The sequence below is a fragment of the Halobacillus sp. ABD4_316 genome, assembly GCF_056161385.1.
In genome coordinates this window covers 940,896-965,827 of the sequence record NZ_JBSWZA010000001.1, presented here as the reverse complement: position 1 = coordinate 965,827, position 24,932 = coordinate 940,896, and the positions used below count along the sequence as shown (strand labels likewise).

The following is a 24,932-nucleotide window of genomic DNA, read 5'->3' as shown; positions in this document are numbered from 1 at the left end:
TGAAGGTTGGCTCCTGAAATATCAAATCAGTCATTATTATTTTTAGTGATCTTTGTCATCGTCCCGCTTGCTTTGTCTTATTTTTATCAGCTTGGAGTCAGTAAAAGTGTGTTGTGGTCAACATTCAGAGGGACGGTGCAGTTGTTTGCCATCGGCTACATATTAACCTTTCTATTTGAACTCCCGGCCTCTTATGGTATTCCTCTTATGCTCTCGGTTATGATCATCATCGCCACTTTTCATGCCAGGCAACGGGGAAAAGAGCTGCCTTATGTCGGCTATGTCTTATTCGCCGGTCTGGTTGCGATTGAGGCAGGAGTGCTCGGTCTCTGGCTGATCTTTGACATGATCCAGTTTAAGCCCTCAGAAGTCATCCCGATGAGCGGGATGGTCATTGGGAACAGTATGACAGCCATGGGACTGGCTCTCGAAAGGATGAAGAGTGAGTTCAAGGAAAATAATGGTCGGCTGTTGGCGGCTTTATCACTCGGAGCGGAGCCGAAGCAGGCCTCACATTTAATTGTACAAAAAACACTGCATGCTTCATTGATCCCAAACGTAGACCGGCTGAAGACCATTGGTCTTGTACAGCTTCCCGGAATGATGACGGGTTTGATACTCGGAGGTGTATCGCCGGTTATGGCGATTAAATATCAGCTTGTGATTTCCCTGAGTATCTTTTCTTCTGTATCCTTAAGCTCTATGTTTATTACGCTCGCTATGTATAGGTATTTCTTTAACAGGGAGAAGCAGCTGCTCCAGTCGGAAGAGGAAATCCGCAGTTCCAGATCCTAAAAAAAGCAGGCTCTTCATCAGAAGAGCCTGCTTTTTCATTTAAGCAAAGAGATTGTACCAGATTGTCATGACAGAGAACCAGCCAAAAACTAAAGCTGATGCCCCTGCAAAAAGGACAGCGAAAAAGTTTTTTGTTTTCAGTTCGCGGAAAATTGCAAAGACACAAAGAATTGTAACAAGTAATAGAAGAATAGCTGTTACCAAATTCAGCACCTCCCGGCTCACTTTTCTTTATTATCATCCCAAAACCATGGATGTTATACTATATGTAACGAACGTTGATACTCATATTTTATAGTATTATAAGGAAAATGTCGAGTTATCTCTCCGTATTTTCTGAAAATCAAAAAGAGGTGGATCCTATGATGAAAATTTCCCGTCTTCCCTTAGGACCGGTATCCACAAACGCTTACATTATTCATGAGAATAAAAAAGCGCTGGTTATCGACCCCGGCGGTGATTACAAAAAGCTGGAAAGTTATCTCCAGGAAAGAGAACTGGACGTGAAAGCAGTCCTTCTGACACATGCCCATTTCGACCATATCGGTGCCGTCGATGAGGTGAGGAAGGCCTATGATGCTCCTGTGTACATACACGAAAACGAAGCCGGGTGGCTTGGAGATCCTGAGAAAAATGGTTCCCAGCTGTTTGGGCTTGGCCGGATAACAGCGGCTCCCGCGGATGAGTTCCTTAAGGAAGGGCCAATGGAACTGGAAGGCTTTCCGTTTGAAGTGCGTTTTACTCCCGGTCATTCACCGGGCAGCGTGTCCTTTGTGTTTAGGAATCAAAGGTTTGCCATCGCGGGTGATACACTCTTCCAGCGCGGCATTGGGAGAACGGACCTTCCTGGTGGAAGCCGGGAGGTGCTGGAGGACAGCATCCGGACGCAGTTGTTTTCGCTGCGGGCGGATATGCGGATTTTCCCCGGACATGGCCAACCGACTACAGTGGGCGAAGAGATAGAGGAAAATCCTTTCCTTAACTAAAAAAAAGCTGTTATCCATGGAACTGGATAACAGCTTTTTTTCTAGTGTCCACCAAACCCCGGTACCAGAATAAACGAACAGTAGTAAGTAAAACCAATCATAAAGACTGTCAGGTATGAGAAAAATATGTACACATACATACGCTCTGACAGCTTAAGATACCCAATAGTAAGGAAAAAAGCCGTTTGAACTAGTGAAAGTAGAGATGCTTCCACCATATCACCGGTATAAAACATGACAGCGAAAATACCTGTCCAAAAGGCCAGAACTCGAAACATACGATCCATGCTTTTTTCCCCCTCCTTTTCTGTCGTTAAACCATCACCCATATTATATACGACCCTGAAATAATTGTAAATAAAACGGATACATGTTCCTTTGTGTAGTATGTGTATATCCATTTACACTTACTCGTAATCGTCCTGATTCAGTGTGAACTCTTTACCTCATCCGATCTTTCATGGATCTTGCTTGTATTTTTCGATGAGTGCTGCGTAATTATGCAGAAAAATGCCTTATAATTGTGAACATTTTATGTCAAGTGAAGAAATGTGTTTAAAATATTGTACAAAGGTTATACAATCACTGTACAACAATAAATAATACACAGCGAGGAGAGCTGAGCATGGAAGAGTTGAAATTTTATACCTACCCGAGTTGCACGTCCTGCCGACGCACGAAGTCATGGTTGAACAGTCAGGGGGTCGTTTTTAACGAACAGCACTTGTTCCGTGAAACTCCTACAGCCGATGAACTGAGACAGATTCTCGCCCTTACAACAAATGGAATTGATGAAATACTAGCTAAAAGAAGCAAGGAATTCAAGGCTTTGGATATTGATGTAGACGACCTTTCCCTCAATGAATTTTTGAACCTTGTGATTGAAAAGCCGAAATTGCTGCGCCGTCCGATTTTGACAAATGGCGAAAAGCTTGTCATTGGCTATGATCCAGAGGGACTGCGTGGAATTACAGATAAACGCGTGGAATACACAGAAAAAATTTCATGAACTTACTTAATGGTGCACCTGAATGGAGGTGCATTTTTATTTGTCTGGATATTGGTAAGTGACAACATATTTACTTCCCGATTGGTTCACGGATAATTTCCAGCTGCACTTCCATAAGGCTTCGGTTTCTTTCCTGCATTCCGCAGCGGCTGTTCCGTTCGCGGTGCGGTAGGAATAGGGAAAAACCGCCTCGCTATCCGGTACCTGTGCCAGCTCAGTGTTGATGTAGTGCCGTGCTCTCTCCAGCAGATGCTTTTTTGTAATGCCATATTGGTGGCTTTGTGTAAGCCTGTGGTGGTTTTCAAAGGAAGCAGCTGTGTATGATACAAGAAGGACAAAGACAAGGGTGACCATCAGGACCCAGGGGAAAATCATACCGGATTCACTTTTTGTGAGGCAGGTGAACCACCTCTTCAAAGGTTTCCTCATTTGTTAAACCCACCTCTACAGATACTATAAAGTCCTTTTCGGTATACGACAGGTTTTTAACGTTTTCCAGAAGGATTTCGTATCCCTTTCCATTTACTGTACGTTTAATCGTGGAGCCATTTTGGGAGATTTCGATAGTCCGGTCATCCTTGTCTGTAACGACAAGGACGTCCCGGGTGAAGGTATACGTCTTGGACTGACTTACCTCCTCATAAAGAACATGGGTGAATTGTTCCGCAGCAAATTCCTCTGTATAGCTGCTCATACCTTTGATGAGAGGAAAGACGGGACTGATGAAGGCTGTTACGATGGTCAGGATTGTCAGACTCAGAACAACTTCCGTGAAGGTATAGCCCTTATTCCGGCGGAACATCATACAGGCAGAATTCATTTTCGCGATCATTGATATCCTTCCAATAGGCACAGCCCGTGCCACCGCCTTCCTCTGTGAATATCAGTGTGACTGGATTTTGAATTTGATACACTTTTGTATAAGGGTAGGGCCGGTTCTCTTGGAGGTGAAGGTGATATTCATCGTATAAAAGGGAAACAGCTTCCCGTTCCCCTGAAAGAGCGGCCCGGCCGTTTTCGAGTGAGATAAGAGCCGGGAAGAGGGTGAGAAGCAGCACCAGCAGGACACTGAACGCTGTAACGGTTTCCAGAAGAGTGAACCCGTTAGAGTTCCTCAATTCTCATCCTGCTCGTCCCAAAAGGGAACGTGATTTTATACGTAGCATCAAGTGATGAAATCCTCATCGTCCCGGCTTTCCGGATGGTCCCCTGCTGGTTGAAGTAAACGTTATAGGGAAGTGTCAGCATTTCAATCGTCCACCCTTCAGGCAGTGTAGTTTTTGTGATGGTTTCCCTGTGAAGGGAGTCGTAAATGTAATAGTATCCCCGGCTTGTATTAAAACGGAGTGAATGGTACCCATGATCGTTCATGGATAAATGTTGAATGAGGTATACATCTTCCTTGAATTGTTCCAGGACCTGCGTAGTCTTCACTTGCTCATAAGTGAAGTGGTGGATCGGAGTCAGGCAGAGAATCAGCACAGACCATGTGAGCAGGACGAGAAGCGTTTCTGTCAGGGTAAATCCTTTATTCCCCCGCAGCGTCCACTACCTCACCGTTTGTAATGGTCAGGGCTGTACCATCTGGACATTCGGTTGTCTTGATGTATTCAGCTGTTTTCAACTCTTCGATGGTCGGAACAGCATTGTTTTCGACTTGATAAGCTTCCATCTGAGCTTCCACCGTCACTTTTAAGGCGTCACACCCTTTAGTTCTGATATTTTCTGTGTTCTGCGACAAGTTGGGGATGGTGATGATCAGCAGAACAGAAATCACGAGCAGAACGATCAGCATTTCTATCAGCGTAAACCCTTTTTCATTTTTCCACATAGGTCGATCTCCTTTATTTATAATTGATTCATCCATTGGTAGAGGGGCAGCATAATAGCGGCGTAGACCATTACAATGACAAAAGCAATGCCGACAAAAAAGACAGGCTGGATCCATTGGATGGATTTCTGGATTTTTTCCTGCATGAGGGTCATGAGAAACTCCGAGAACAGATCCAGTTCGTGCATGAGAGCTTGCATATCATTGGTATGATGGAACACATCCGTCAGTTCTTTTCGTAACAAACGGCATTGGTGAAGGGAAGCGGATATGGTGCTCCCTTCAGACAGGTTTTCGAGAATGTTCGTACAATAGTAGGACAGGATGTCATGCTGCTTGTGCTCCTTGACGAGCATGAGGGCATCCTTCAGAGGGAGTCCGGCTTGGAAAAGGGAGGCCAGATGGGAGGAAAAGAGAAAAGAAAGCCTGTAGGAATGATACATACGCAGTGGAGCAAATCTTTCGATTACCTGCATTTTTTTCTCAAACGGCAGCATTGGAATGAAAACAGCGAGCCCTGCTCCTAGAATAAAGATAGCGGCAAACAATATAGCAGCGGTGTTTAAGCCATGGTTCATAAGGTGCATAAGCGTCAGAGAAGAACTTTGCTGATCAGCAAACAAGGTAGTGAAATTAGGGATGATCGTCCTTTTCATAATGATAAAAGTAAGGAAAAGGAACAGAAGAAGGAACACGGGGTAGCGGACAGCCGCGAGAAATTTTTCCTTGTATTCTTTCTTCATAAGCAGAAGTTCACGGCACTGTTTAAACGTTTTTGGCAGGTCATCCTGGTACTGACTGAAGGAGAGGTACTGGGTGACGGTATTGGAAAAATGGGCTTTCTCCAGCGCAAGGCTTAACGTGTCACCTCCTTTCAGCACTTCAATCAATTGATGACTGACTGGCTGGAGGCGCGCGTCCCATCCTGTCATAGAGAGGGACTCGAGCAGGGGGTATCCTTTTTCGAGGATATGACTCAACCTGTGAAAAAAATCGATCTGCAGTTGAATGGAAGGGCCCGGTGTTCGTTTAATCGGCCATTTCTTCCTTAGAAATGAAGCCGAGCGCATAAGCTTTCCTCCTTAGTTGTTCGAAAGTATAAATAGAGGAGGGACTCCCGTTCAGAGCCCGGAGCAGCTGACCGCCCTCCAGTGTTTCAAGGATGGCCGCACGTTTAGGAAGGCGGTCTTTTCCAGTAAGGGAAACCAGCTGCTGAGCGGCGATGGCCAGGAGTGTCTGTTCCATTTCCACTTGTTGAATGTTCATTTCCCTCAGCCTGTGCAGGGTTCCCTCGGCATTTTTAGCGTGGATTGTACTAATGACGAGATGCCCGCTTAAGGCCGCTCGGAAGGCGAATTGAGCGGTTGCCTGATCGCGTATTTCACCAACCATAAGAAGATCAGGATCATGTCGGAGGGCTGCTTTCAACCCGGTATCATAGGTGATGCCCGCACGCTCATTCACCTGTACCTGAATAAGGTTGTTAATATTTTTCTCAATAGGATCCTCGAGTGTGATGGCCTGATACGAACTCTGCGTCATCAAGGCTTGAAGAAGGGCATATAAAGTGGTGGTCTTTCCACTGCCGGTCGGTCCTGTGAATAAAATCATGCCACTGCGGTGATGAAGCCATCGTTTCAATCGTTTTCCTTGATGAGGGAAAAGAAATAACTGTTCCAGCGGGGTATGATCCATAGGATTGAGGATTCGGACAGCGAGGCTTTCGGAGTCCTGGATAGGAAGCGTAGAGAGACGGAGGTCAAAGAGGCTGCTGCCGGAGCGGTGTTGAAAGGTCCCGTTCTGCGGACGTTTCTGCTCACCGATATCCATCCCGGAAGTGAACTTAAAGTAGGAGAGTGTTTTTTGGTACAAAGGCATAGGAAGACTGGAGTGGAAAATTCTTTCGCCATGGATCCTGAAATAAATGGAGCATGATTCGCGGTAGGGGGAAAAGTGGATGTCCGAGGCGGACTGCTGAACTGCGGAGACGATCAGGTCATAAGCATAAGTCGCAATGGATTTCAAAGGGTTATCACCTCATTTATATCGTGGTTAAATAGAAGTATTCGACATAAAGTGAAAATATCCTGCATGAAAATAGGAAAGGGGAACAAAATGATTTATTTAATTGGTTTTATGGGAAGTGGAAAATCAACCATCGCTTCAAGGCTTGCAGAGAAACTACAGTGCTCCTGCATAGAAATGGATGAAAGTATCGAAAAGCAGGAGGGAATGACTATCCCGGAAATGTTTGCTCAGCATGGCGAAGGCTATTTCAGGGAAAAAGAACGGGATTTTCTACGAGGCTTAGAGGATGAAGCCGTTGTTTCCACCGGAGGCGGTGTCATATTGTCCAAGGAGAACCGTGAGATGATGCGGGAGGGCACCGTGATCTACCTTCATGCCGGATGGGACACCATTGTGAATCGATTGAAAAATGATACATCCCGGCCGTTATGGTCAGGGGATGAATCGGAGAAAAAGCAGCGTTTTGAAGACAGGCTTACCCTTTATAAGGAAGCCGCTCATTACGTGGTTGTCGTGGACGATAAAGCTCCAGAAGTCATTGCTGAGGAGATTGCCGCACGTCTAAAATGATGAATTCCCGGGCATACTATTTGTAATTGATGCTTAAAAGAGGGGATTTTATGAACCAAAATGACTATGTGAAGTTTTTGACGGAGGAAATGGTCAAATACATGCAGCTGTCCAAAGAAGAAAAGAAACAGAGAAAGCGGGAAAAACCTTCAAAGAAATCGTCTGTTTACTGGTTTGGATTAATTCCTCTTGCTATACGCATGTTCAAAAGGAAACGGAACATCTCCCATCATTAAAAAAGCCGCTGTTCATCAGCGGCTTTTTTGATGGATCCACGGAGCACTTGTTTCCTGAGAAATATAAAACAAACCACCATTGACCACTTCAAGCTTAATGCAGGGCTTATAGCGGGTATCCATCTGGTCACGTTCTTTCGTAAACGACTCGAGATCGATGTCTTCCGACGCATAAAAGGATTCAAGCAGCGCTGTTTCTCTTTGTAAATGCTGATGTGATTCCACCGCCCATTGATTATTTTGTGATGAAATATACGTCTCCACGTGCTTTTCCATCCGTCTGTATGCGTTGGAAAGAGAAATGACAGGCGTCATGGGGAACGTATAGTCTGATACAGTGTTTCCGAACGGGACCGTTTCCAGTTTTTCCATCATCTTTAACATCATCGTTCCATGAATGAGATTCAATCCGATGGAAAGTGGTTCATCCCGTGCCTGTTTCCCGCGGTAATGCAGCAGGAAGTTGACGACAAGCCACGGACTTACAGCTGTATGGCCTGCATTCTCCGGCGGGATGCGCTCATACAGCCGGGCAGTCTTTCCTTTATTGATGGCTGTTTGATAGAGGGCATGCAGTTTAGGTGTTCCGGCATGAAGGTAGATGCCTTGTTTCTGACTGCCATCGGTCTGGGTGAACGTGAGGCGCATCGGTTCGCCTTCGCGGTTCATCTTTTTCATATAGTGCCAGTAAAAGGGGCGGTTCATGATTTCTTCATCCATTTCACTCGTCAACTGGACGGTGAAATGAGTGGGGCCTTTTTCAAGAACCGGACAATTATAGGCAGCGAAAAAATGTTCAACAAATGCAGCGTAGGGGTGGGGAACACTCAACTCGATTCTCTCCTTTCATTAACCGTATGTTCAACGTAACTGACAAGATTTTTTAACTTAATGTCCATTTCCCCCTGACTTTCGGACTGTTTGACAATCGACTGTATCTGCTGCTCAAACGTCCCGCCGGGAATCTGCTCGAGAATGTGATCCAGATCCCCGACCGCATTCTTAAAGACCTCAATTTTTTCATACAACATCTTCATAATGTGGTCCTCAATCGTGTTTTCTACAGCAAAATTATAAATATTCACATCATATTTTTGTCCGAAACGATGAATTCTTCCAATGCGCTGTTCAAGACGCATCGGATTCCAGGGGAGATCATAGTTGATCATATGGTGGCAGAACTGGAGGTTGATGCCCTCTCCGCCTGCTTCTGTAGCGACCATCACCTGTGCTTTGTTTTGAAAAAGCTGTTTCATCCAGTCACGCTTGCTCTTATTAAATTTCCCGCTGAATGGAACAGATGTGATTCCATGCTGCTGTAAATACCACTGCAGGTAAAACTGGGTGGCTCTGTATTCGGTGAAAACGATGAATTTCTCATCTTTTTCCTTTATCAGATCCACCATACGTTCAGCTTTAATATGGTGGGGAAGCCGGCCGAGCGCCTCGATGAAATCATCATAAACCGCTTGTCTTTCAGGTGGGGCTTTCTTCTTCAATTGGGTTAGAGACATGTAACAGGCTTCCCTTGAAGAACACAGTTCTTTGGCCAGGGTCAGCCATGTGAACGAAGGATGATCAGCTTTTAACTGTTCAAGGGATTGATATAGTTCGGCTTCTTCATTTGTAAATGTCAGTCTTTCATTCCTCACCCTGCGTTTAGAGGAATCAAGCCCTGTATCTTTTCTGCGGTTGCGGATCATCAGCTGACCGACAAGGGAGTGAATATGCTGGATATGCTCTTCTTCCCGGGCATGCTTTTGATATTTCTTTTTAAAGTCCGTCAGGTTTCCTAAATATCCGGGCTTCAGGATGGATACAAGGTTAAATAAATCACTCAGCTTATTCTGGATGGGGGTGGCTGTGAGAAGAAGGCAGTAGGTCTTTTTTAAAGACTGGACAAACTGATAATTCTTCGTTTGATGGTTCTTCAGCTTATGGGCTTCATCAATGATGATAAAATCGTATTCCTGGGAAAGAATCTCTTCTCTGTGATGGTCCCTTTTAGCCATATCAATGGATGTAACCGCAACATCCCACTCTTTCCAGGACGCCTGCTTTTTTCTCGGGGATGCAGCCTGGATGTAGAATTTTTCATTCAATTCCTGAATCCACTGATTAACGAGGGATGCAGGAGTAAGAATGAGCACTTTTTCAGCTCGGCCTCGAATCATGTATTCTTTTAAAATCAGCCCGGCTTCCAATGTCTTTCCGAGTCCGACCTCATCAGCCAGAATCGCACGGCCGTTCATGTGATGAACGACGGTTTCCGCGGCTTCTATCTGATGATCCATAAAGTCTACATGAGGAAGGTGATCAAGTGCCAGCAGACCTCCGAATTCCGGCACGGTTTTGAATTGGGCAGCCTGGTAGGCCAGTTTAAATCCTTCCCAGGAGGCCAGATGTTCCGATTGGTCAAGATGGCTGGACAGAGAGTGGATGAACGTTTGATCTGGATGAATGGTAAACATGGAAACAACCCTCCGGATTCCGATATTTTAAGATTGTGAATTGTTGTAGAATTTTCGTGTTCTTTGCCGGACACGCATGATATAATGAACGGGAAATGAAGTGTCATCCATACATTACACGATAGTATGCCCGGTAAAATCTAGGAAAATACAAACGCGAATGACTGCAGAGGGAGAGACCCTTGTAAGGGCGCCGAAGGAGCAAGCAGAATTGTGAATCTCTCAGGCAAAAAGACCTCTGCAGGACGCAGCTCTGGAGAGCGTCTGCCTTCTACGGGCGGACCACCCAAGAAGCAAACACCCTCCACAGGTGTGAAACTTTCTGGTTCACGGACAGAGACTCCCGCTCATAGCGGAGGAGTCTCTTTTTTTATGGGCGGAACGACGTAAAGGAGTGGTTGAATTGACAGAATTGAAACGAACACCTTTATATCCCGAGTATGAAAAGCTTGGAGCGAAAACCATTGATTTTGGAGGCTGGGATCTGCCGGTGCATTTTTCCGGCATTAAAGAGGAGCATGCAGCGACAAGAAATGCGGCTGGTCTTTTTGATGTGTCTCACATGGGGGAAATCATGATCGAAGGATCCGACAGCCTGGCTTTTCTACAGAAAATGCTGACGAACGATGCTTCAAAGCTCGTCCCTGGAAAAGCACAGTACACGATCATGTGCTATGAAAATGGAGGGACGGTTGATGATTTGATCGTTTACCACCTTTCTGAAAACACGTATCTGTTAGTCGTCAATGCGGCGAACAGGGAAAAGGATTTGGAATGGCTTCAACGTCATGCCGAGGGCGATGTGTCTGTGAGGGATGTTTCTGATACGTATGTTCAACTGGCTGTTCAAGGGCCAAAAGCAGAAAAGATTCTTCAAAAGCTCACGGATACCGATGTGTCCGCCATTAAGTTTTTCCGATTTGAACAGGGCGTTTCCCTTGATGGAGTGCAGGACAGCGCCATTGTTTCCCGCACAGGTTACACAGGGGAAGATGGATTTGAAATCTACCTTCCTTCAGCTTCAGGGCCGGATCTCTGGCAGGTTCTATTAAAAGCAGGTGAGCCGGAAGGGCTGCGTCCGATCGGTCTCGGTGCAAGAGATACGCTCAGGTTTGAAGCGAACCTCGCTCTTTACGGACAGGAGTTGAGCAGTGATATTACGCCGATTGAAGCCGGTCTGAATTTTGCCGTCAAAATAAAAAAAGAAGAGGATTTCATTGGGAAGGAAACTCTCGTTAAACAGAAAAAAAAGGGGCCCGAGCGGAAGCTTGTCGGTATTGAAATGCTCGATAAAGGTATTCCGCGTACTCATTATGAGGTCTATGACAGCGATGAGAAGATTGGTTTTGTAACAACAGGGACCCAGTCGCCGACATTGGGTAAAAATGTCGGACTCGCTCTACTTAACCGTGCGTATACAGAGGAAGGGACAGAAGTAACGGTTCAGGTTCGGAAGAGACGCCTGAAGGCCAGGGTCGTCCCGACACCTTTCTACAAAAGATAAATACCTGAGGGGGATGGAACAATGGAATTTCGATATTTGCCTATGACGGAAAAAGATAAAAAAGAAATGCTTGAGACCATCGGTGTCCAGTCATCTGAAGAATTGTTCGCTGATATTCCTGAACGCGTAAGGTTTCAAGGTGATTTAAATATTAAGCCGCCGAAAAATGAATACCAGTTGATGAAAGAACTGGCGGATACAGCCGGTCGGAACGTCAACCTCAAATCCCATACGTCATTTCTTGGAGCAGGGGTTTATGATCATTACATTCCTTCCATTGTTGACCACGTCATATCAAGGTCTGAATTTTATACGGCTTACACCCCTTATCAGCCGGAAATATCCCAGGGGGAGCTGCAGGCGATCTTTGAATTTCAAACGATGATTTGTGAATTGACAGGCATGGATGTCGCCAACTCTTCTATGTATGATGGCGGGACAGCATTGGCCGAAGCCGTTAACCTTGCTGCTGGACAGACGAAAAAGAAAAAAGTGCTTGTATCCAAAGCAGTCCATCCAGAATCTCTCGCTGTGATTCATTCCTACGCCAAGGGACCGGGGGTTGAAATCATCGAAATCGACCACAAGGAAGGTTTGACAGACCTTGAACAGCTGGAACATCACCTTGATGAAGATACAGCTGGAGTGGTCGTTCAATATCCTAATTTCTTCGGTCAGGTGGAGCCGCTTGATTCCATCCGCCACCTCGTAGACAAGCAGAAAAAGGCGATGATGATTACTTCAAGCAATCCGCTTGCGCTCGGGTATTTAACTCCGCCTGGTGCGTTTGGCTCTGATATTGTCGTCGGCGATGCTCAAGTGTTCGGAATCCCTGCCCAGTATGGCGGTCCGCACTGCGGTTATTTTGCAACAACGAAAAAACTGATGAGAAAAGTGCCCGGCCGTCTAGTGGGCCAGACGGTGGATGAGGATGGACGCAGAGGTTTCGTCCTTACCCTTCAAGCGCGTGAACAGCATATCCGCCGGGATAAGGCGACTTCCAACATATGTTCCAACCAGGCATTGAATGCACTGGCTGCTTCGGTCGCTTTGTCGTCCATAGGGAAGCAGGGATTGAAAAAGATGGCGGCGATGAACATTAAGAAGACGTTATACATGAAACAACAGCTTCAATCCCGGGGCATCGAAGTTTTGTATAAGGGAGCCTTTTTCAATGAACTGGTCATCCGCATGAAGAAGCCTGTGAAAGAGATCAATCAGCAGCTTCTGGAGAAAGGATTTATTGGTGGGTATGACCTTGGACGTACAGATGAACGTCTGGCAGGCTGTATGCTGATTGCGGTTACAGAAATCCGTACAAAAGAAGAAATCGACACCTTCGCAGGGGAAATGGGGGATTTGAATGGCTAACCAAGACTTTCCATTGATTTTTGAATTGAGTCAGGAGAGCCGCACTGGGTTCAGTCTTCCTGAACTGGATGTGCCGGATACCGATATTGATGAGATGTTTGAAGATAAGTATGTGAGACAGGACGCACCTCATCTGCCGGAAGTCAGCGAGCTGCAGATTATGCGGCATTACACAGGTCTGTCCAAACGTAACCACGGGGTGGACTCCGGGTTTTATCCTCTTGGATCGTGTACGATGAAATACAATCCGAAAATGAATGAAGATGTAGCCAGACTGGCCGGCTTCAGCCATATCCATCCGTACCAGCCGGAGGAAACGGTTCAGGGGGCGCTCCACCTCATGTATGATCTTCAGGAAACGCTCGCGGAAATTACAGGTATGGATACCGTCACGCTTCAGCCTGCGGCAGGTGCTCATGGCGAATGGACAGGACTTATGATGATTCGTGCCTTCCATGAGGCTAATGGTGATCATCAGCGGACAAAAGTCATTGTGCCTGATTCGGCCCACGGTACGAACCCTGCCTCTGCTACGGTAGCTGGGTTCGAAGCCGTGACGGTAAAATCAGACGAGCGGGGATTAGTGGACCTTGAAGACCTGAAGCGTGTCGTAGACGATCAGACAGCTGCACTGATGCTGACAAACCCGAACACGCTCGGTCTGTTTGAAGAGGATATTGAGGAAATGGCGGCCATCGTTCATGAAGCGGGTGGCAGACTGTATTACGACGGCGCCAATCTGAATGCTGTATTAGGGTATGCAAGGCCGGGAGACATGGGCTTTGATGTTGTCCACTTGAACCTGCATAAGACTTTCACAGGCCCTCACGGTGGCGGTGGTCCGGGATCAGGTCCTGTAGGTGTAACGGCAGAGCTTGAGCCGTTTCTTCCCAAGCCGATCCTTACGAAAAAAGACGGCTGGTACAGATTCGATGATGATCGTCCACGTTCCATCGGCCGGGTGAAGCCCTATTATGGGAATTTCGGAATCAATGTGCGGGCCTATACGTACATCCGCACAATGGGACCGGAGGGATTGAAAAAAGTAAGTGAATACGCCGTTTTGAATGCCAACTATATGATGCGCAGACTGCAGGAAGCATTCGATCTTCCTTTTGACAGGCACTGTAAACATGAATTCATTCTGTCGGGCCGCCGTCAGAAAAAACTCGGCGTACGAACACTGGATATGGCTAAACGCCTGCTTGACTTCGGCTATCATCCGCCGACGATCTATTTCCCGATCAATGTGGAGGAAGCGTTGATGATTGAGCCGACGGAAACGGAATCCAAGGAAACTCTTGATGACTTTATCGATCGTATGCTTCAAATAGCCAAGGAAGCAGAAGATGAGCCGGAGACGGTTCAGGAAGCTCCTCATACGACGATTGTCAGCCGGATGGATGAAACCCAGGCAGCAAGGAAGCCTGTTCTCCGCCACCCGATGGAATAGAGAAAAACCGGCCCCCTTCGTGGGGAGCCGGTTTTCCTGTGTTGTGATATTTTTCGTTATTTCTTCGTCTTAATTTTGCCGGTCCATTTCTTGAAGCCACCTTCAAGCATGTTCAGGTCGTTGTACCCCTTCTTATGAAGGGTCATTGCCGCACGTGCAGACCGTGCGCCGCTCTGGCAGTACAAGTAGACGGGTTTGTCCTTGCGGATTTCCACGAGTCTGTTGTTCAGCTGTGAGAGCGGAATATTTCTCGCTCCGAGGATGTGACCCCCGTCAAATTCCTTCGGTTCACGGACGTCAATCAGCTGAGCTTTGCGGTAACCTTGACGGAATTCTTCTTCAGATATCGTGTTCAAGATTTTTCTTGTTTTGAAGAATCTATACAAACCGAAAGCAATAAGTAGAACAAGTGCTCCGAGTAAGATCCATAATTCCATTTTCATTTCCCCCCTGTTTTCTCTATTCTTTTATCTATTATAGAAGGGAAGGGCGGGTATTTCAAAAAAATTTTTCTTCCTGCCTGAAAAAAATGCCGTTTTGGAGGGGATTATATCGATTTAACAGATGCAAGACAGGAAAAATCGAAAAAAAAAGACATGAGAGGTGCTTTCCTCTTATTCCCTGCTTTTTTCTAACTGTATCTTACGATTTTCTGATTGACAAAATTCAACACATTCGTTCAATAACACAATATATGGTGATCGAATAATAAACAAACACAATATATTGATTAAAAATCTGTATATGTGGTATGTTACATATATCAATTATGGAATTGGCTTTTTCAAGATAAGGGAGAGATGCGAACATGCAGACGACAACTTCTAAAGATGTGCATACAAAAATCAACATAGACCGGCTGAATGCCGATATCAAACAGTTCCCACAGGTCCACCCGGTAACGGACAACATGTCCATTACCCACAAAGGGGTATCCAGGCTTGTCATGCTCGACCGTTATGCGTTTAAAGATACAGAAAAGCTGACGTTGTCCGAAGGGGATTTTGTCGTACTTACAGTAAAAGACGATCCGAAGTTTCCGGCTCGCGGATTCGGTTTCATTCAGTCCGTTGACTGGCAGACCCACGAAGCGTTTGTAAAAGTGGAAGACGAGTTCGTGAACGTTCTCGACCGTGAGGAAGAAAGAGAGACCGGCGTCATTAAAAGAAATCTTGATACCATCGATAAACCGCTGGAAGTTTATTATGAACAAATTGCTTTACGAAATGCGACAGGACTCTCAGAGGTGGAAACAGATCCGGAAAGACAGGCGCAGAGCTTTGAGGAATTTTACGAGGAGTTATCCAGCCTGAATTTCATACCTGCCGGCCGTGTGCTGTACGGAGCAGGTTCCAATACGGATGTGACCTACTTCAACTGCTACGTGATGCCTTATATCCAGGATTCACGGGAAGGCATTTCGGATCACCGTAAACAAGTCATGGAAATCATGTCCCGTGGCGGTGGTGTCGGGACGAACGGATCGACCCTGCGCCCGAGGAACACGCTCGCCCGCGGGGTGAATGGGAAATCATCCGGTTCCGTTTCATGGCTGGATGATATTGCTAAGCTGACCCACCTGGTGGAGCAGGGGGGATCCAGACGTGGTGCCCAGATGATCATGCTGGCAGACTGGCATCCAGACATTCTTGAATTCATTATTTCCAAGATGCAGAACCCGCGTATCCTCCGTTTTCTTATTGAAAATACGGAAGATGAAAACATTAAACAACTGGCGAAGGACAAGTTGAAATTCACGCCGTTGACCGAAGTGGAAAAAGACCTTTATCAAAGTGTCGTCAATTACAAGCACATTCAGGGTCAGGGTGGTTTTACAGATCAAAGCGTGCAGGAAGCACAGGAAAAACTGGCCCTCGGCGGGACGTATTCCGTTCATAATTCAGAATTCCTGACAGGAGCCAATATTTCCGTCTGTATCACGAATGAGTTCATGGAAGCTGTGGAAAATGATGACGAATACCAGCTTCGTTTCCCTGATGTAGAGAATTACACGGGAGAGGAAATGAACGCCTATAATGAAGAATGGCATGAGAGCGGCGATGTACGCGAGTGGGAAAAACGCGGCTTCGGTGTGCGGGCCTACAAATCCATTAAAGCGAAAGAGCTGTGGAATCTGATTAATGTCTGCGCGACGTATTCAGCAGAACCGGGAATCTTCTTTATTGATAATGCCAACGAAAAGACAAATGCGACAGCTTATGGACAGAAGGTCGTTGCGACCAATCCATGCGGGGAACAGCCGCTTGCGCCATATTCCGTCTGTAACCTGGCGGCCGTAAACCTGGCGTCTGTAGCGGATAAGGAAAATAAAACGGTCGATTTTGAAAAACTTACACAAACTGTTACACGTGGTGTCCGTATGCAGGATAACGTGATTGATGCTACTCCTTACTTCCTGGAGGAAAATAAAGTACAGGCCCTTGGTGAGCGTCGTGTAGGCCTTGGTGTCATGGGTCTCCATGATCTCCTGATCTATTGTGAAACAACCTATGGTTCAGAAGAAGGCAACAAACTGGTGGATGAAATTTTCGAAACGATCGCTGTCACAGCCTACCGCGCATCCATTGAACTCGCGAAGGAGAAAGGCAGCTTCCCGTTCCTTGTCGGAGCCACGGATGAAGAAACACAACAACTTCGTGAGAACTTCATTCAGACAGGGTATATGAAGCAGATGCCGGAAGACATTCGGCAGGATGTTCTCACTTATGGAATCCGTAACTCCCACCTGCTTACTGTAGCTCCAACCGGAAGTACAGGAACAATGGTAGGAGTAAGTACAGGTCTTGAGCCATACTTCTCCTTCTCCTACTACCGCAGTGGTCGTTTAGGCAAGTTTATTGAAGTGAAGGCGGATATCCTTCAGGAGTATCTGGATGCACATCCAGAGCAGGATCCGGAGCAGCTTCCTGAATGGTTTGTGACGGCGATGACGATGTCTCCGGAAGCTCATGCGGATACACAGTGCGTCATTCAGCGCTGGGTCGACAGCAGTATTTCCAAGACGGTCAATGCACCCAAAGGATATACGGTCGAACAAGTGGAAAGCGTCTATCAGCGCCTGTACCGGGGCGGTGCGAAAGGTGGTACCGTGTACGTGGATGGGAGCCGTGACAGCCAGGTGCTTACTTTGAAAGCTGAGGAGAACGCTTTTGATGGAGAGCAGACGGAACTGTTTGAAGATGACAAGCGTCCACGTGTTGTCCTGGTCGATACCGTTCATGAGCTGGATAAGACGAACGTGACGATTGGATCGGAAGTCGGCGACACATGCCCGGTCTGCCGTCAAGGAACCGTGGAAGACATCGGCGGCTGTAACACATGTACCAACTGTAATGCTCAGTTGAAGTGCGGTTTGTAATAACTAAAAAAACAGTCCTTCAAATCTGAAGGACTGTTTTTTTATGTTAAACAGCGGCTGCTTGTATCACATAAGAAACTAGTGTATCATTTTTCTATGTAGTCATCAGCAGATCACAAGCGTTATATCTACATAAAGACAGGGTATTGGAGGTTCATCATGCCAACACCAAGCATGGAAGATTATATTGAGCAAATTTATATACTCATTGAAGAAAAGGGTTATGCCCGCGTCTCGGATATTGCTGAGAACCTGGATGTTCACCCGTCTTCCGTGACGAAGATGGTCCAGAAACTCGATCGCGACCAGTATTTGAATTATGAAAAGTACAGGGGATTGATTTTGACTCCGAAAGGGAAAAAAATCGGGAAGCGGCTGGTGTATCGTCATGAGCTGCTGGAACAGTTCCTGGAACTGATCGGTGTAGATAAGGAAAACATCTATGAGGATGTCGAAGGTATTGAGCACCATATGAGCTGGAATTCCATCGACCGTATCGGCGACCTTGTCCAGTTCTTTGATGAGAATAAAGGGTATGTGGAAGCTTTGAGAGAAGTGCAGAAGAAAAACGAAGACCAGAATAACGAATAGAGTGCCTGAGACACGGATGTCCGTGTCTTTTTTTTATGTCCAACCGGCTCGTGGCGGGAAGTTATGAGGAAGGGGGAATTCTGCCACCTGCGTTCTATTTAGTGGACCCGCTGTTTATAATGAATTAAAGCGGGGTGAAGCGTGGTGAAAGTAGATGGGGTGTTTTCCGGAGGCGGGGTGAAGGCACTCGCTTTTATAGGAGCCGTCGAGGAACTACAGAGCCAGGGCTATGAGTTCAGACGTGTTGCCGGTACCTCTGCAGGAGCAATTCTGGCGGCATTAACGGCAGCGGGGTATACAGCCGGGGAAATCAAATCCCGTCTGATGTCCATATCCTTTGGAGAGATGATCCATGTTCCACTGACAGACCGGGTCTTCCCTTTTATGAAATGGCTGTTCCTCTATTATCGTCTCGGCCTTTACAACGGGGCGCAGATGGAAACCGTACTGGCTCAGTGGCTGGAGGAAAAAGGGGTGCGTACGTTCGCAGATCTCCGGCCCGGATCGTTGAAGATCATCTGTTCGGATCTTACTTTAGGGAGAATCGTCGTCCTCCCCGATGACTTGAAGAGTACTTATGGCATTGATCCCGCTACATTTTCCGTGGCAAAAGCTGTAAGAATGAGCTCGAGTCTTCCATACTTCTTTATTCCTGTGAAGATTCATGGAAAGCGTGGGAAATCGGTGATCGTCGATGGAGGGGTCCTTAGTAATTTCCCATTGTGGATATGGGAAAAGCAGGATGGATGCCGGACGAGACCGGTAATCGGCTTAAAATTAAGTGATGAGCCGGATAAGCTTCCTGAACAGAAAATCAGAAACGCCATCCAGATGTTTCATGCCTTGTTTAAAACGATGCAGCGGGCTCACGACTCCCGCTACATTTCAAAATCCATCAGTAAGGATATTCTTTTCATACCGGTAAGCGGCATAGAAACCACTGATTTTCATATGACGAATGAGGAAAAAGAAGATTTGATGAATTACGGACGCCAGCATGCATTGGAATTTTTAAAAAGATGGACAAAATAAAATCGAGCCTTTTAAAAAGAGGCTCGATTTTTGTCTTTGTTTTTATTTCCCTCAATGACCCGGAGCTGCGGCCCGTTTGTTCTTCGGCTTTTTTTGCGTGTGAATGGAGCGGATTTAACCGCTGTTTTCGCAGCCGGACTTTTCTTGACGACCGGTGCAGGCTGTTTGTATTTCTGTTTGGATTGTTTAACGGCCTGTTTGTATTTTTTCATTTCTGTGCGGTTGCCGGAACCCCCGCCAAATCCGCGTCCGCGGAGGAAGAAGAAGTAGATGGCTCCATAGAGGATAGCCGCCATCCCGATCATAACCACTATGTTTGTTAAGAAACCTGATGTATTGGTAAACAGCTGAACGCCTACAAAGAAAATGGCAAGCCCGATTAAAATGTACATGACTGGTGTCATCCAGTTACGCATGTCAATGTCCTCCCTTCTAGTATTAGGTCACCTGTACAACATCTTTTAGTTATATATACCCTGGATTGTACACTTTTCAACATTTCCTGTGGCGGGTATGTGCTATTTTCAATTGTTTCCGTAGTAGATGAATTTATGCAGTATTTATACTCAAAGTTCAGGTGAAAGATTCGGGGTTATTCTTTTCTTTCCTTTAGACTGTCACCTCTAAACTAGAAACATGGTAAGTATGTCTGGACCTTTATTTTACAACAAATGGAGAAGAATCACTAGGTCTATTATGAAAGCGGGCATGAAAAAATGCGGGTTGGTTAAAATGAGGAAAGAGGTGATGGAGATGGCAGAACAAACAAAAGATCAACGGAAGCAGGAGCCCCGGCAGAGTGTTGCCTCAAAAGCGGCAGCAACAGGTTTTGCCGGGGGGCTTTTATGGAGTGCTCTGGGTGCCGGCGCCTATTATTTTCATTTTACGGAAGTGTCCGCAGCATCCTTTATATTCCGGTCCTTCTGGCAGACGGATTGGACTGGAACATGGCTCGCAGAAGTTCTTTCGGTGCTGATAGTTGCGCTTCTCTCAATCGGAACGGCTTTCGTTTATTACTTTACTTTAAGATCAAGAAAAGGCATTTGGCCGGGCGCCATTTTTGGACTGCTTCTGTGGGGTGTGGTCTATTTTGTGTTAACCCCTGTGTTTCCAGCAATTCCTGGTTTCATGGAACTGAGCAGTGATACGTGGGTGACAACGGCCTGTTTATTTATCTTATACGGTGTGTTTGTAGGGTATTCCATATCTTATGAGTATCATGAATTTAATCAAACGGCAGATTCTTATTCAAATAAGGAGGGAGTATGATAAGATTTAACTGTATGATCCTTTGGGGAACGGTGGGGATATGGAATGGAAAAAAAGAAGATTTATTTACTGAATGGGCCGAACCTGAACCGTCTGGGTGTCCGCGAGCCCGGAACATATGGCACCGGTACACTTGAGGATGTGGTCCGGCTCGTTACTGAGACCGCGCAGAAAGCCGGCTTCGAGGTGGAGGCTTACCAATCCAATCATGAGGGGGATCTCGTGGACTGGATCCACCAGGCTGAAGCATCTGCGGACGGGATCGTCATGAACCCTGCTGCCTATACTCATACGAGTGTAGCTCTGCGGGATGCAGTGAGTTCCGTTTCCTTACCAGTCATTGAAATCCACATTTCCAACATCCACGCGAGAGAAGCTTTCCGGCATACGTCGATGCTTGCTCCTGTCACGGCAGGACAGATCGTAGGATTCGGAATCGATGGATATCGACTGGCGGTAGAAGGGTTGGTTCATAAGCTGAATGAGAGAGGAGATCACTAATATGATGAAATTGACAGGACTGCGTACAGCAGCTGCGACAAAAGAACTGGATGGACTATTGATCACGAGTTCGAAAAACAGACGGTATCTTTCCGGTTTTACAGGTTCTTCAGGAGCTCTGCTCATTACAGGCCGTGATGCTTTTCTGATTACAGACTTCCGATATACCAAGCAGGCCGCCGATCAGACGGAAGGGTTCGACATTATCGAGCATAAACGTCCCCTGCACGAAGAGGCAGCTGCCAAAGCCAGGGAACTTGGTTTGAAACGGGTCGGCTTTGAAAAAGATCACGTTACATATTCGTCCTACGAGCAGTACAAACAGGTGATGGATGCTGAACTTGTCCCAACCTCTGGGCTCGTTGAAAAATTACGCTTGATTAAGACCGATGAGGAGATTAGTATATTAAAGGATGCTGTTAAGATTGCTGATGACGCTTTTGACCACATTCTAAGCTACATAAAACCAGGTGTGAAGGAAATCGATATCTCCAATGAACTGGAGTTTTTCATGAGGAAGCAGGGAGCGGTTTCCTCCAGCTTTGATATTATTGTAGCGTCCGGTTATCGGTCTGCCCTTCCGCACGGCACAGCCTCGGAAAAGGAAATTCAGTCCGGTGAGCTTGTCACGATGGATTTCGGTGCTCTCTATAAGGGGTATTGTTCTGATATTACGAGAACCGTCGCTGTTGGGGAAATCAGTGATCAGCTGAAAGATATCTATGATACGGTTTTACAGGCGCAGTTAAGAGGTATGAAAGGTATTAAAGCAGGTATTACCGGTAAGGAAGCGGATGCTCTCACCCGTGACTATATTAAAGAAAAAGGATATGGGGACTATTTTGGACACTCCACAGGCCACGGCATCGGTCTTGATGTTCATGAAGGTCCGGGACTTTCCTTCCGTTCTGAACAGACGATCCTAGAAGAAGGCATGGTCGTTACTGTGGAACCGGGGATTTATGTACCGGATGTCGGCGGCTGCCGTATTGAAGACGACACGATCGTAACGAAAACCGGCAACGAGCGTCTGAGCCAATCAACGAAAGAGCTAATTACTTTGTAAGGAAAGAAGGAGGAACAACGTATGATTTCAGTAAACGATTTTCGTACAGGTTTAACAATTGAAGTAGATGGTGGAATCTGGCAGGTTATGGATTTCCAACACGTAAAGCCGGGAAAGGGAGCCGCATTTGTTCGTTCAAAGCTTCGTAACCTTCGTAATGGAAACATCCAGGAAAAAACGTTCCGCGGTGGAGAGAAAGTAGAACGTGCTCATATCGAAAACCGTAAAATGCAGTACCTTTACGCTAATGGTGACATGCATGCATTCATGGATATGGAAACGTATGAGCAGGTGGAAATTCCTTCTGCGACTATTCAGGAACAGCTGAATTATCTGAAGGAAAACATGGAAGTTCAGATTCAGTCGTATCAAGGTGAGACCATTGGTGTCGAGCTTCCGAAAAACGTGGAATTGAAAGTGACAGAAACAGAACCGGGAATCAAAGGTGATACGGCGAGCGGAGGTACGAAGCCTGCGACGCTTGAAACAGGATTAACGGTTCAGGTACCTTTCTTCATTAATGAAGGTGAAGTACTGCTCATCAGCACAACAGACGGCAAATATGTCTCCCGTGCGTAATGAAATCGATCATCAAGCGTGTTCCCATCCGGGAGCACGCTTTTTTTATGTCCGCCCTCCCAAATTGCACTAGAGGCCTGCTCTAGCAGAACTCTAGTACGTGCTGATTTCTTCTACTTTTATATGATTTGACCTGTCATAAGTATAAACGTGGGACATACATATGAAGTAAACCAAATAAAGGAGTAGGAGAAGGATGAAAGAGATTTTACGTCTGTTTCCGCCTTCATTTCAGAAGGTTTTACTAGAGCAGGTGGATTGGAGGAGAGTCCAGGAGATCCGTTTAAGGGTGGAACGTCCCATAGAGATGATCAGCAGTTCAGGCTATTCCGTTTTAGAGTCTCTCTCGATGACCGCGGATCATCTCTCCTACGTCTTGAATCAAATCAGCCAGTTTTCTCTCTATCGATTCAAGGATGAACTGAAAGAGGGTTTTATTACTATTGAAGGCGGCCACCGCGTAGGGATGGCGGGCAAAGCAAACACACAGGAAGATAAAGTAGAGACGTTGAAGCATATCTCTTTTATGAACATCCGCGTCGCTCGATCCACGAGGGGGCAGGTATCCTCTCTGCTTCCTTATCTTTATGACGAGATGGGATGGAGAAGTGTTCTGATCATAGGCCCCCCTCATTCCGGAAAAACGACACTGCTCCGTGAACTGGCCTGTGTTATTGGGGCAGCAGCCGGTCCCTATTCACCGTCTAAAGTCGCCATTGTGGACGAGCGGTCGGAAATAGCAGCCAGTCTACGGGGGGTTCCGCAGCTGGACGTCGGCACCCGTACAGATGTGATGGATGCCTGTCCAAAAGCGGACGGGATGATGATGATGATCCGTTCCATGTCCCCGGATGTTTTAATCGTCGATGAAATCGGCGGGGAAAGGGATGCCCGTGCTGTTCAGGAAGCGGTTTATACCGGTGTGAAGGTCATATGCAGTCTGCATGGTAACGGGGTGGAGTCCGTAAGCCGGCGACCGTCGGTTTCCCAACTGATGCACGACCAGGTATTCGAACGTTATATTACACTGGAACGTCTGCGTGCAGGATCGGTCCTTACATGGAAGGTGTATAACCACCTTGGACAAGTTCTTGGTGAAGGGGAAGGAGGTCGGATGGATGGAGTGGATCGGCGCCGTCATCATTTTAACCGTTACAACACTGGGCGGGTTTGAAATTGCATCCCGGTTCAAAAAAAGGCCCGGCCATATCAGACAGTGGAAAAATGCTCTTCAACTGATTGAAGCGGAGATGGTTTATGGTCAGTCTTCTCTCTGGGAGGTATGTGAAACCTTATCGAGACATCTGCCTATGCCGATAGCCGGATTTTTTGAGCAGCTTCAAAAGGAGCAGGACAGCTGCCGGGATTTTTCCGTTCTCTGGGAAACCCTTTTGAAAAAACATTGGCCCTGGAATGCCATGGGCAAAACAGAAATGGAAATTCTGCTTCAGTTCGGCCGGACCCTCGGACAACATGATCTGGAACAGCAGCAGAAACAGATCCAATTGACCATCCACCATTTAGACAGAGTGCTTCAGGAAGCATTGGAAGTAGGCGATCAGTACCAGAAGATGGCCAGAGGGATGGGGGTTTTAAGCGGTCTTCTCGTCATCATCTTAATTATATAGAAGGGGGAAGGACCATTGTGCTCCAAGATGCCACAATCCTTTTTCAAATAGCGGGAGTAGGAATTATCGTCGCCATGATTCACAGTATTCTAAAACAAATGGGAAAGGAAGAGATCGCCCAGGCTGTCACATTGACGGGATTTATCATTGTACTGTTTATCGTCCTGCACCGTCTGGCTGACTTGTTCCAACAGATCAAATCCGTCTTTCTCTACCAAGGATAGCTTTATGGATATTATCCAGGTTGTTTCGCTGGGTCTTGTTGCGACTATGCTGATCATTCTGCTGCAGGAACAGAAATCATCAGCCGCTTTTCTGCTTCTCCTTTTCACCGTCATCGTTATTTTCCTGACCGTCCTCGATCAACTGACTTATGTATTTACATTGCTTTCCTATATGGCTGATCAGGCCCAGGTGGAACCGATGTACTTCAAAACGATTTTGAAAATCATCGGTATTGCATATATCGCTGAATTCGGTGCCCAGCTGATCCGGGATGCCGGCCTCAATGCTTTGGCATCGAAAGTGGAACTGGCTGGGAAATTATTCATTTTGATGCTTGCCATTCCAATTGTTACAGCTGTCATTGAAACCATTCTTCAATTCATACCCGGAGGTTAGGGAGGCGGGGAG

At 46.5% G+C, this 24,932-nt stretch carries 32 protein-coding genes and 2 riboswitches; of the genes, 19 read left to right on the top strand and 13 right to left on the bottom strand.

The window, feature by feature from the left end; all coding sequences use genetic code 11:
- Positions 1-6 precede the first annotated feature (6 nt).
- A complete protein-coding gene (locus ACXAJH_RS05230) occupies positions 7-795 on the top strand; it encodes an ABC transporter permease (protein ID WP_474971233.1) in 789 nt (262 codons plus the stop codon).
- Between the two features lie 39 nt (positions 796-834).
- On the opposite strand, the gene ACXAJH_RS05225 is transcribed toward ACXAJH_RS05230, so the two are convergent.
- Positions 835-999, bottom strand: a complete 165-nt coding sequence (locus tag ACXAJH_RS05225) for a DUF2759 domain-containing protein (protein ID WP_084163120.1) — start codon at positions 997-999, stop codon at positions 835-837.
- A gap of 158 nt (positions 1,000-1,157) precedes the next feature.
- Between ACXAJH_RS05225 and ACXAJH_RS05220 the strand changes: the two genes are divergently transcribed.
- A complete protein-coding gene (locus ACXAJH_RS05220; RefSeq protein WP_474993253.1) occupies positions 1,158-1,781 on the top strand; it encodes an MBL fold metallo-hydrolase in 624 nt (207 codons plus the stop codon).
- 41 nt (positions 1,782-1,822) lie between these two features.
- On the opposite strand, the gene ACXAJH_RS05215 is transcribed toward ACXAJH_RS05220, so the two are convergent.
- Positions 1,823-2,068 (bottom strand): DUF2626 domain-containing protein, encoded by a 246-nt coding sequence (locus tag ACXAJH_RS05215; RefSeq protein WP_027955405.1) that lies wholly within the window; start codon positions 2,066-2,068, stop codon positions 1,823-1,825.
- A 338-nt stretch (positions 2,069-2,406) separates the two neighbouring features.
- Here ACXAJH_RS05215 and ACXAJH_RS05210 point away from each other — a divergent pair, with 338 nt between their 5' ends.
- Positions 2,407-2,790: a Spx/MgsR family RNA polymerase-binding regulatory protein gene (locus ACXAJH_RS05210; protein ID WP_474968986.1), complete on the top strand. Its 384-nt coding sequence runs from the start codon at positions 2,407-2,409 to the stop codon at positions 2,788-2,790.
- A 36-nt stretch (positions 2,791-2,826) separates the two neighbouring features.
- Here the strand turns inward: ACXAJH_RS05210 and ACXAJH_RS05205 are convergent, their stop codons facing one another.
- From ACXAJH_RS05205 to comGA, 7 genes are read right to left on the bottom strand one after another with little or no spacing between them, the layout of a single operon-like run.
- A complete protein-coding gene (locus tag ACXAJH_RS05205; RefSeq protein WP_474993252.1) occupies positions 2,827-3,165 on the bottom strand; it encodes a hypothetical protein in 339 nt (112 codons plus the stop codon).
- A gap of 7 nt (positions 3,166-3,172) precedes the next feature.
- A complete protein-coding gene (locus tag ACXAJH_RS05200) occupies positions 3,173-3,622 on the bottom strand; it encodes a competence type IV pilus minor pilin ComGF (RefSeq protein WP_474968984.1) in 450 nt (149 codons plus the stop codon).
- The gene (locus ACXAJH_RS05195) at positions 3,576-3,908 is read right to left on the bottom strand and encodes a prepilin-type N-terminal cleavage/methylation domain-containing protein (RefSeq protein WP_474993251.1); all 333 of its coding nucleotides are present in this window, start codon (positions 3,906-3,908) and stop codon (positions 3,576-3,578) included. Before ACXAJH_RS05195 ends, ACXAJH_RS05200 begins: the two co-directional genes overlap by 47 nt.
- Positions 3,895-4,272 (bottom strand): competence type IV pilus minor pilin ComGD, encoded by a 378-nt coding sequence (locus tag ACXAJH_RS05190; RefSeq protein WP_474993249.1) that lies wholly within the window; start codon positions 4,270-4,272, stop codon positions 3,895-3,897. The genes ACXAJH_RS05195 and ACXAJH_RS05190 overlap by 14 nt, the downstream gene beginning before the upstream one ends.
- 46 nt (positions 4,273-4,318) lie before the next feature.
- Positions 4,319-4,621 (bottom strand): competence type IV pilus major pilin ComGC, encoded by a 303-nt coding sequence (gene comGC / locus ACXAJH_RS05185; protein ID WP_474968981.1) that lies wholly within the window; start codon positions 4,619-4,621, stop codon positions 4,319-4,321.
- A gap of 17 nt (positions 4,622-4,638) precedes the next feature.
- Positions 4,639-5,691 carry a type II secretion system F family protein gene (locus ACXAJH_RS05180; RefSeq protein WP_474968980.1) on the bottom strand — a complete coding sequence of 351 codons (1,053 nt, stop codon included), beginning with the start codon at positions 5,689-5,691 and terminating at the stop codon, positions 4,639-4,641.
- A complete protein-coding gene (comGA, locus tag ACXAJH_RS05175) occupies positions 5,651-6,646 on the bottom strand; it encodes a competence type IV pilus ATPase ComGA (protein ID WP_474968979.1) in 996 nt (331 codons plus the stop codon). Before comGA ends, ACXAJH_RS05180 begins: the two co-directional genes overlap by 41 nt.
- Positions 6,647-6,736: 90 nt before the next feature.
- Here comGA and ACXAJH_RS05170 point away from each other — a divergent pair, with 90 nt between their 5' ends.
- On the top strand, positions 6,737-7,219 hold the full coding sequence (locus ACXAJH_RS05170) for a shikimate kinase (RefSeq protein WP_474989357.1): 483 nt from the start codon (positions 6,737-6,739) through the stop codon (positions 7,217-7,219).
- Positions 7,220-7,269: 50 nt separating this feature from the next.
- Positions 7,270-7,455: a YqzE family protein gene (locus tag ACXAJH_RS05165; RefSeq protein WP_474968977.1), complete on the top strand. Its 186-nt coding sequence runs from the start codon at positions 7,270-7,272 to the stop codon at positions 7,453-7,455.
- A 15-nt stretch (positions 7,456-7,470) separates the two neighbouring features.
- On the opposite strand, the gene ACXAJH_RS05160 is transcribed toward ACXAJH_RS05165, so the two are convergent.
- Together ACXAJH_RS05160 and ACXAJH_RS05155 are read right to left on the bottom strand one after the other, a co-directional pair.
- Positions 7,471-8,286 carry a YqhG family protein gene (locus ACXAJH_RS05160; protein WP_474989355.1) on the bottom strand — a complete coding sequence of 272 codons (816 nt, stop codon included), beginning with the start codon at positions 8,284-8,286 and terminating at the stop codon, positions 7,471-7,473.
- Positions 8,283-9,926, bottom strand: coding sequence for a DEAD/DEAH box helicase (locus ACXAJH_RS05155; protein WP_474968975.1), 1,644 nt, complete (start codon positions 9,924-9,926; stop codon positions 8,283-8,285). The genes ACXAJH_RS05160 and ACXAJH_RS05155 overlap by 4 nt, the downstream gene beginning before the upstream one ends.
- A 160-nt stretch (positions 9,927-10,086) precedes the next feature.
- Positions 10,087-10,174, top strand: a riboswitch (glycine riboswitch).
- A gap of 3 nt (positions 10,175-10,177) precedes the next feature.
- A riboswitch (glycine riboswitch) is annotated at positions 10,178-10,265 on the top strand.
- A 64-nt stretch (positions 10,266-10,329) separates the two neighbouring features.
- Here ACXAJH_RS05155 and gcvT point away from each other — a divergent pair.
- From gcvT to gcvPB, 3 genes are read left to right on the top strand one after another with little or no spacing between them, the layout of a single operon-like run.
- On the top strand, positions 10,330-11,430 hold the full coding sequence (gene gcvT, locus ACXAJH_RS05150; protein WP_474971235.1) for a glycine cleavage system aminomethyltransferase GcvT: 1,101 nt from the start codon (positions 10,330-10,332) through the stop codon (positions 11,428-11,430).
- Positions 11,431-11,451: 21 nt separating this feature from the next.
- A complete protein-coding gene (gcvPA, locus tag ACXAJH_RS05145; protein ID WP_474993247.1) occupies positions 11,452-12,801 on the top strand; it encodes an aminomethyl-transferring glycine dehydrogenase subunit GcvPA in 1,350 nt (449 codons plus the stop codon).
- Entirely contained in the window at positions 12,794-14,254 is a 1,461-nt protein-coding gene (gcvPB, locus tag ACXAJH_RS05140; RefSeq protein ID WP_474968973.1) for an aminomethyl-transferring glycine dehydrogenase subunit GcvPB, read from the top strand. The genes gcvPA and gcvPB overlap by 8 nt, the downstream gene beginning before the upstream one ends.
- A 56-nt stretch (positions 14,255-14,310) precedes the next feature.
- On the opposite strand, the gene ACXAJH_RS05135 is transcribed toward gcvPB, so the two are convergent.
- The gene (locus ACXAJH_RS05135; protein WP_027955421.1) at positions 14,311-14,691 is read right to left on the bottom strand and encodes a rhodanese-like domain-containing protein; all 381 of its coding nucleotides are present in this window, start codon (positions 14,689-14,691) and stop codon (positions 14,311-14,313) included.
- A 371-nt stretch (positions 14,692-15,062) separates the two neighbouring features.
- Between ACXAJH_RS05135 and ACXAJH_RS05130 the strand changes: the two genes are divergently transcribed.
- The 3 genes from ACXAJH_RS05130 to ACXAJH_RS05120 all read left to right on the top strand — a co-directional run bounded on the left by ACXAJH_RS05130 (position 15,063) and on the right by ACXAJH_RS05120 (position 19,256).
- Positions 15,063-17,633 carry a vitamin B12-dependent ribonucleotide reductase gene (locus ACXAJH_RS05130; RefSeq protein ID WP_474968972.1) on the top strand — a complete coding sequence of 857 codons (2,571 nt, stop codon included), beginning with the start codon at positions 15,063-15,065 and terminating at the stop codon, positions 17,631-17,633.
- Between the two features lie 159 nt (positions 17,634-17,792).
- A complete protein-coding gene (mntR, locus tag ACXAJH_RS05125) occupies positions 17,793-18,224 on the top strand; it encodes a transcriptional regulator MntR (RefSeq protein WP_027955423.1) in 432 nt (143 codons plus the stop codon).
- Between the two features lie 141 nt (positions 18,225-18,365).
- Entirely contained in the window at positions 18,366-19,256 is an 891-nt protein-coding gene (locus ACXAJH_RS05120) for a patatin-like phospholipase family protein (RefSeq protein WP_474993245.1), read from the top strand.
- Positions 19,257-19,267: 11 nt separating this feature from the next.
- Here ACXAJH_RS05120 and ACXAJH_RS05115 read toward each other — a convergent pair whose 3' ends face one another.
- Entirely contained in the window at positions 19,268-19,672 is a 405-nt protein-coding gene (locus tag ACXAJH_RS05115; protein WP_474968970.1) for an SA1362 family protein, read from the bottom strand.
- Between the two features lie 337 nt (positions 19,673-20,009).
- Here ACXAJH_RS05115 and ACXAJH_RS05110 point away from each other — a divergent pair, with 337 nt between their 5' ends.
- From ACXAJH_RS05110 to spoIIIAD, 8 genes are all read left to right on the top strand, one after another.
- Positions 20,010-20,525, top strand: a complete 516-nt coding sequence (locus ACXAJH_RS05110) for a YqhR family membrane protein (RefSeq protein ID WP_051254697.1) — start codon at positions 20,010-20,012, stop codon at positions 20,523-20,525.
- Positions 20,526-20,570: 45 nt separating this feature from the next.
- Positions 20,571-21,026 carry a type II 3-dehydroquinate dehydratase gene (gene aroQ / locus ACXAJH_RS05105; protein WP_474968969.1) on the top strand — a complete coding sequence of 152 codons (456 nt, stop codon included), beginning with the start codon at positions 20,571-20,573 and terminating at the stop codon, positions 21,024-21,026.
- A 1-nt stretch (position 21,027) separates the two neighbouring features.
- On the top strand, positions 21,028-22,092 hold the full coding sequence (locus tag ACXAJH_RS05100; protein WP_474968968.1) for a M24 family metallopeptidase: 1,065 nt from the start codon (positions 21,028-21,030) through the stop codon (positions 22,090-22,092).
- A gap of 21 nt (positions 22,093-22,113) precedes the next feature.
- On the top strand, positions 22,114-22,671 hold the full coding sequence (gene efp / locus ACXAJH_RS05095; protein ID WP_160836097.1) for an elongation factor P: 558 nt from the start codon (positions 22,114-22,116) through the stop codon (positions 22,669-22,671).
- Positions 22,672-22,867: 196 nt separating this feature from the next.
- Positions 22,868-23,845 carry a stage III sporulation protein AA gene (gene spoIIIAA, locus ACXAJH_RS05090; RefSeq protein WP_474993244.1) on the top strand — a complete coding sequence of 326 codons (978 nt, stop codon included), beginning with the start codon at positions 22,868-22,870 and terminating at the stop codon, positions 23,843-23,845.
- Complete coding sequence (gene spoIIIAB / locus ACXAJH_RS05085) at positions 23,790-24,299, top strand: stage III sporulation protein SpoIIIAB (RefSeq protein ID WP_474971238.1); 510 nt, start codon at positions 23,790-23,792, stop codon at positions 24,297-24,299. Before spoIIIAA ends, spoIIIAB begins: the two co-directional genes overlap by 56 nt.
- Before the next feature lie 17 nt (positions 24,300-24,316).
- Entirely contained in the window at positions 24,317-24,523 is a 207-nt protein-coding gene (gene spoIIIAC, locus ACXAJH_RS05080) for a stage III sporulation protein AC (RefSeq protein ID WP_008637060.1), read from the top strand.
- 4 nt (positions 24,524-24,527) lie between these two features.
- On the top strand, positions 24,528-24,920 hold the full coding sequence (gene spoIIIAD, locus ACXAJH_RS05075) for a stage III sporulation protein AD (RefSeq protein ID WP_474993243.1): 393 nt from the start codon (positions 24,528-24,530) through the stop codon (positions 24,918-24,920).
- Positions 24,921-24,932 lie beyond the last annotated feature (12 nt).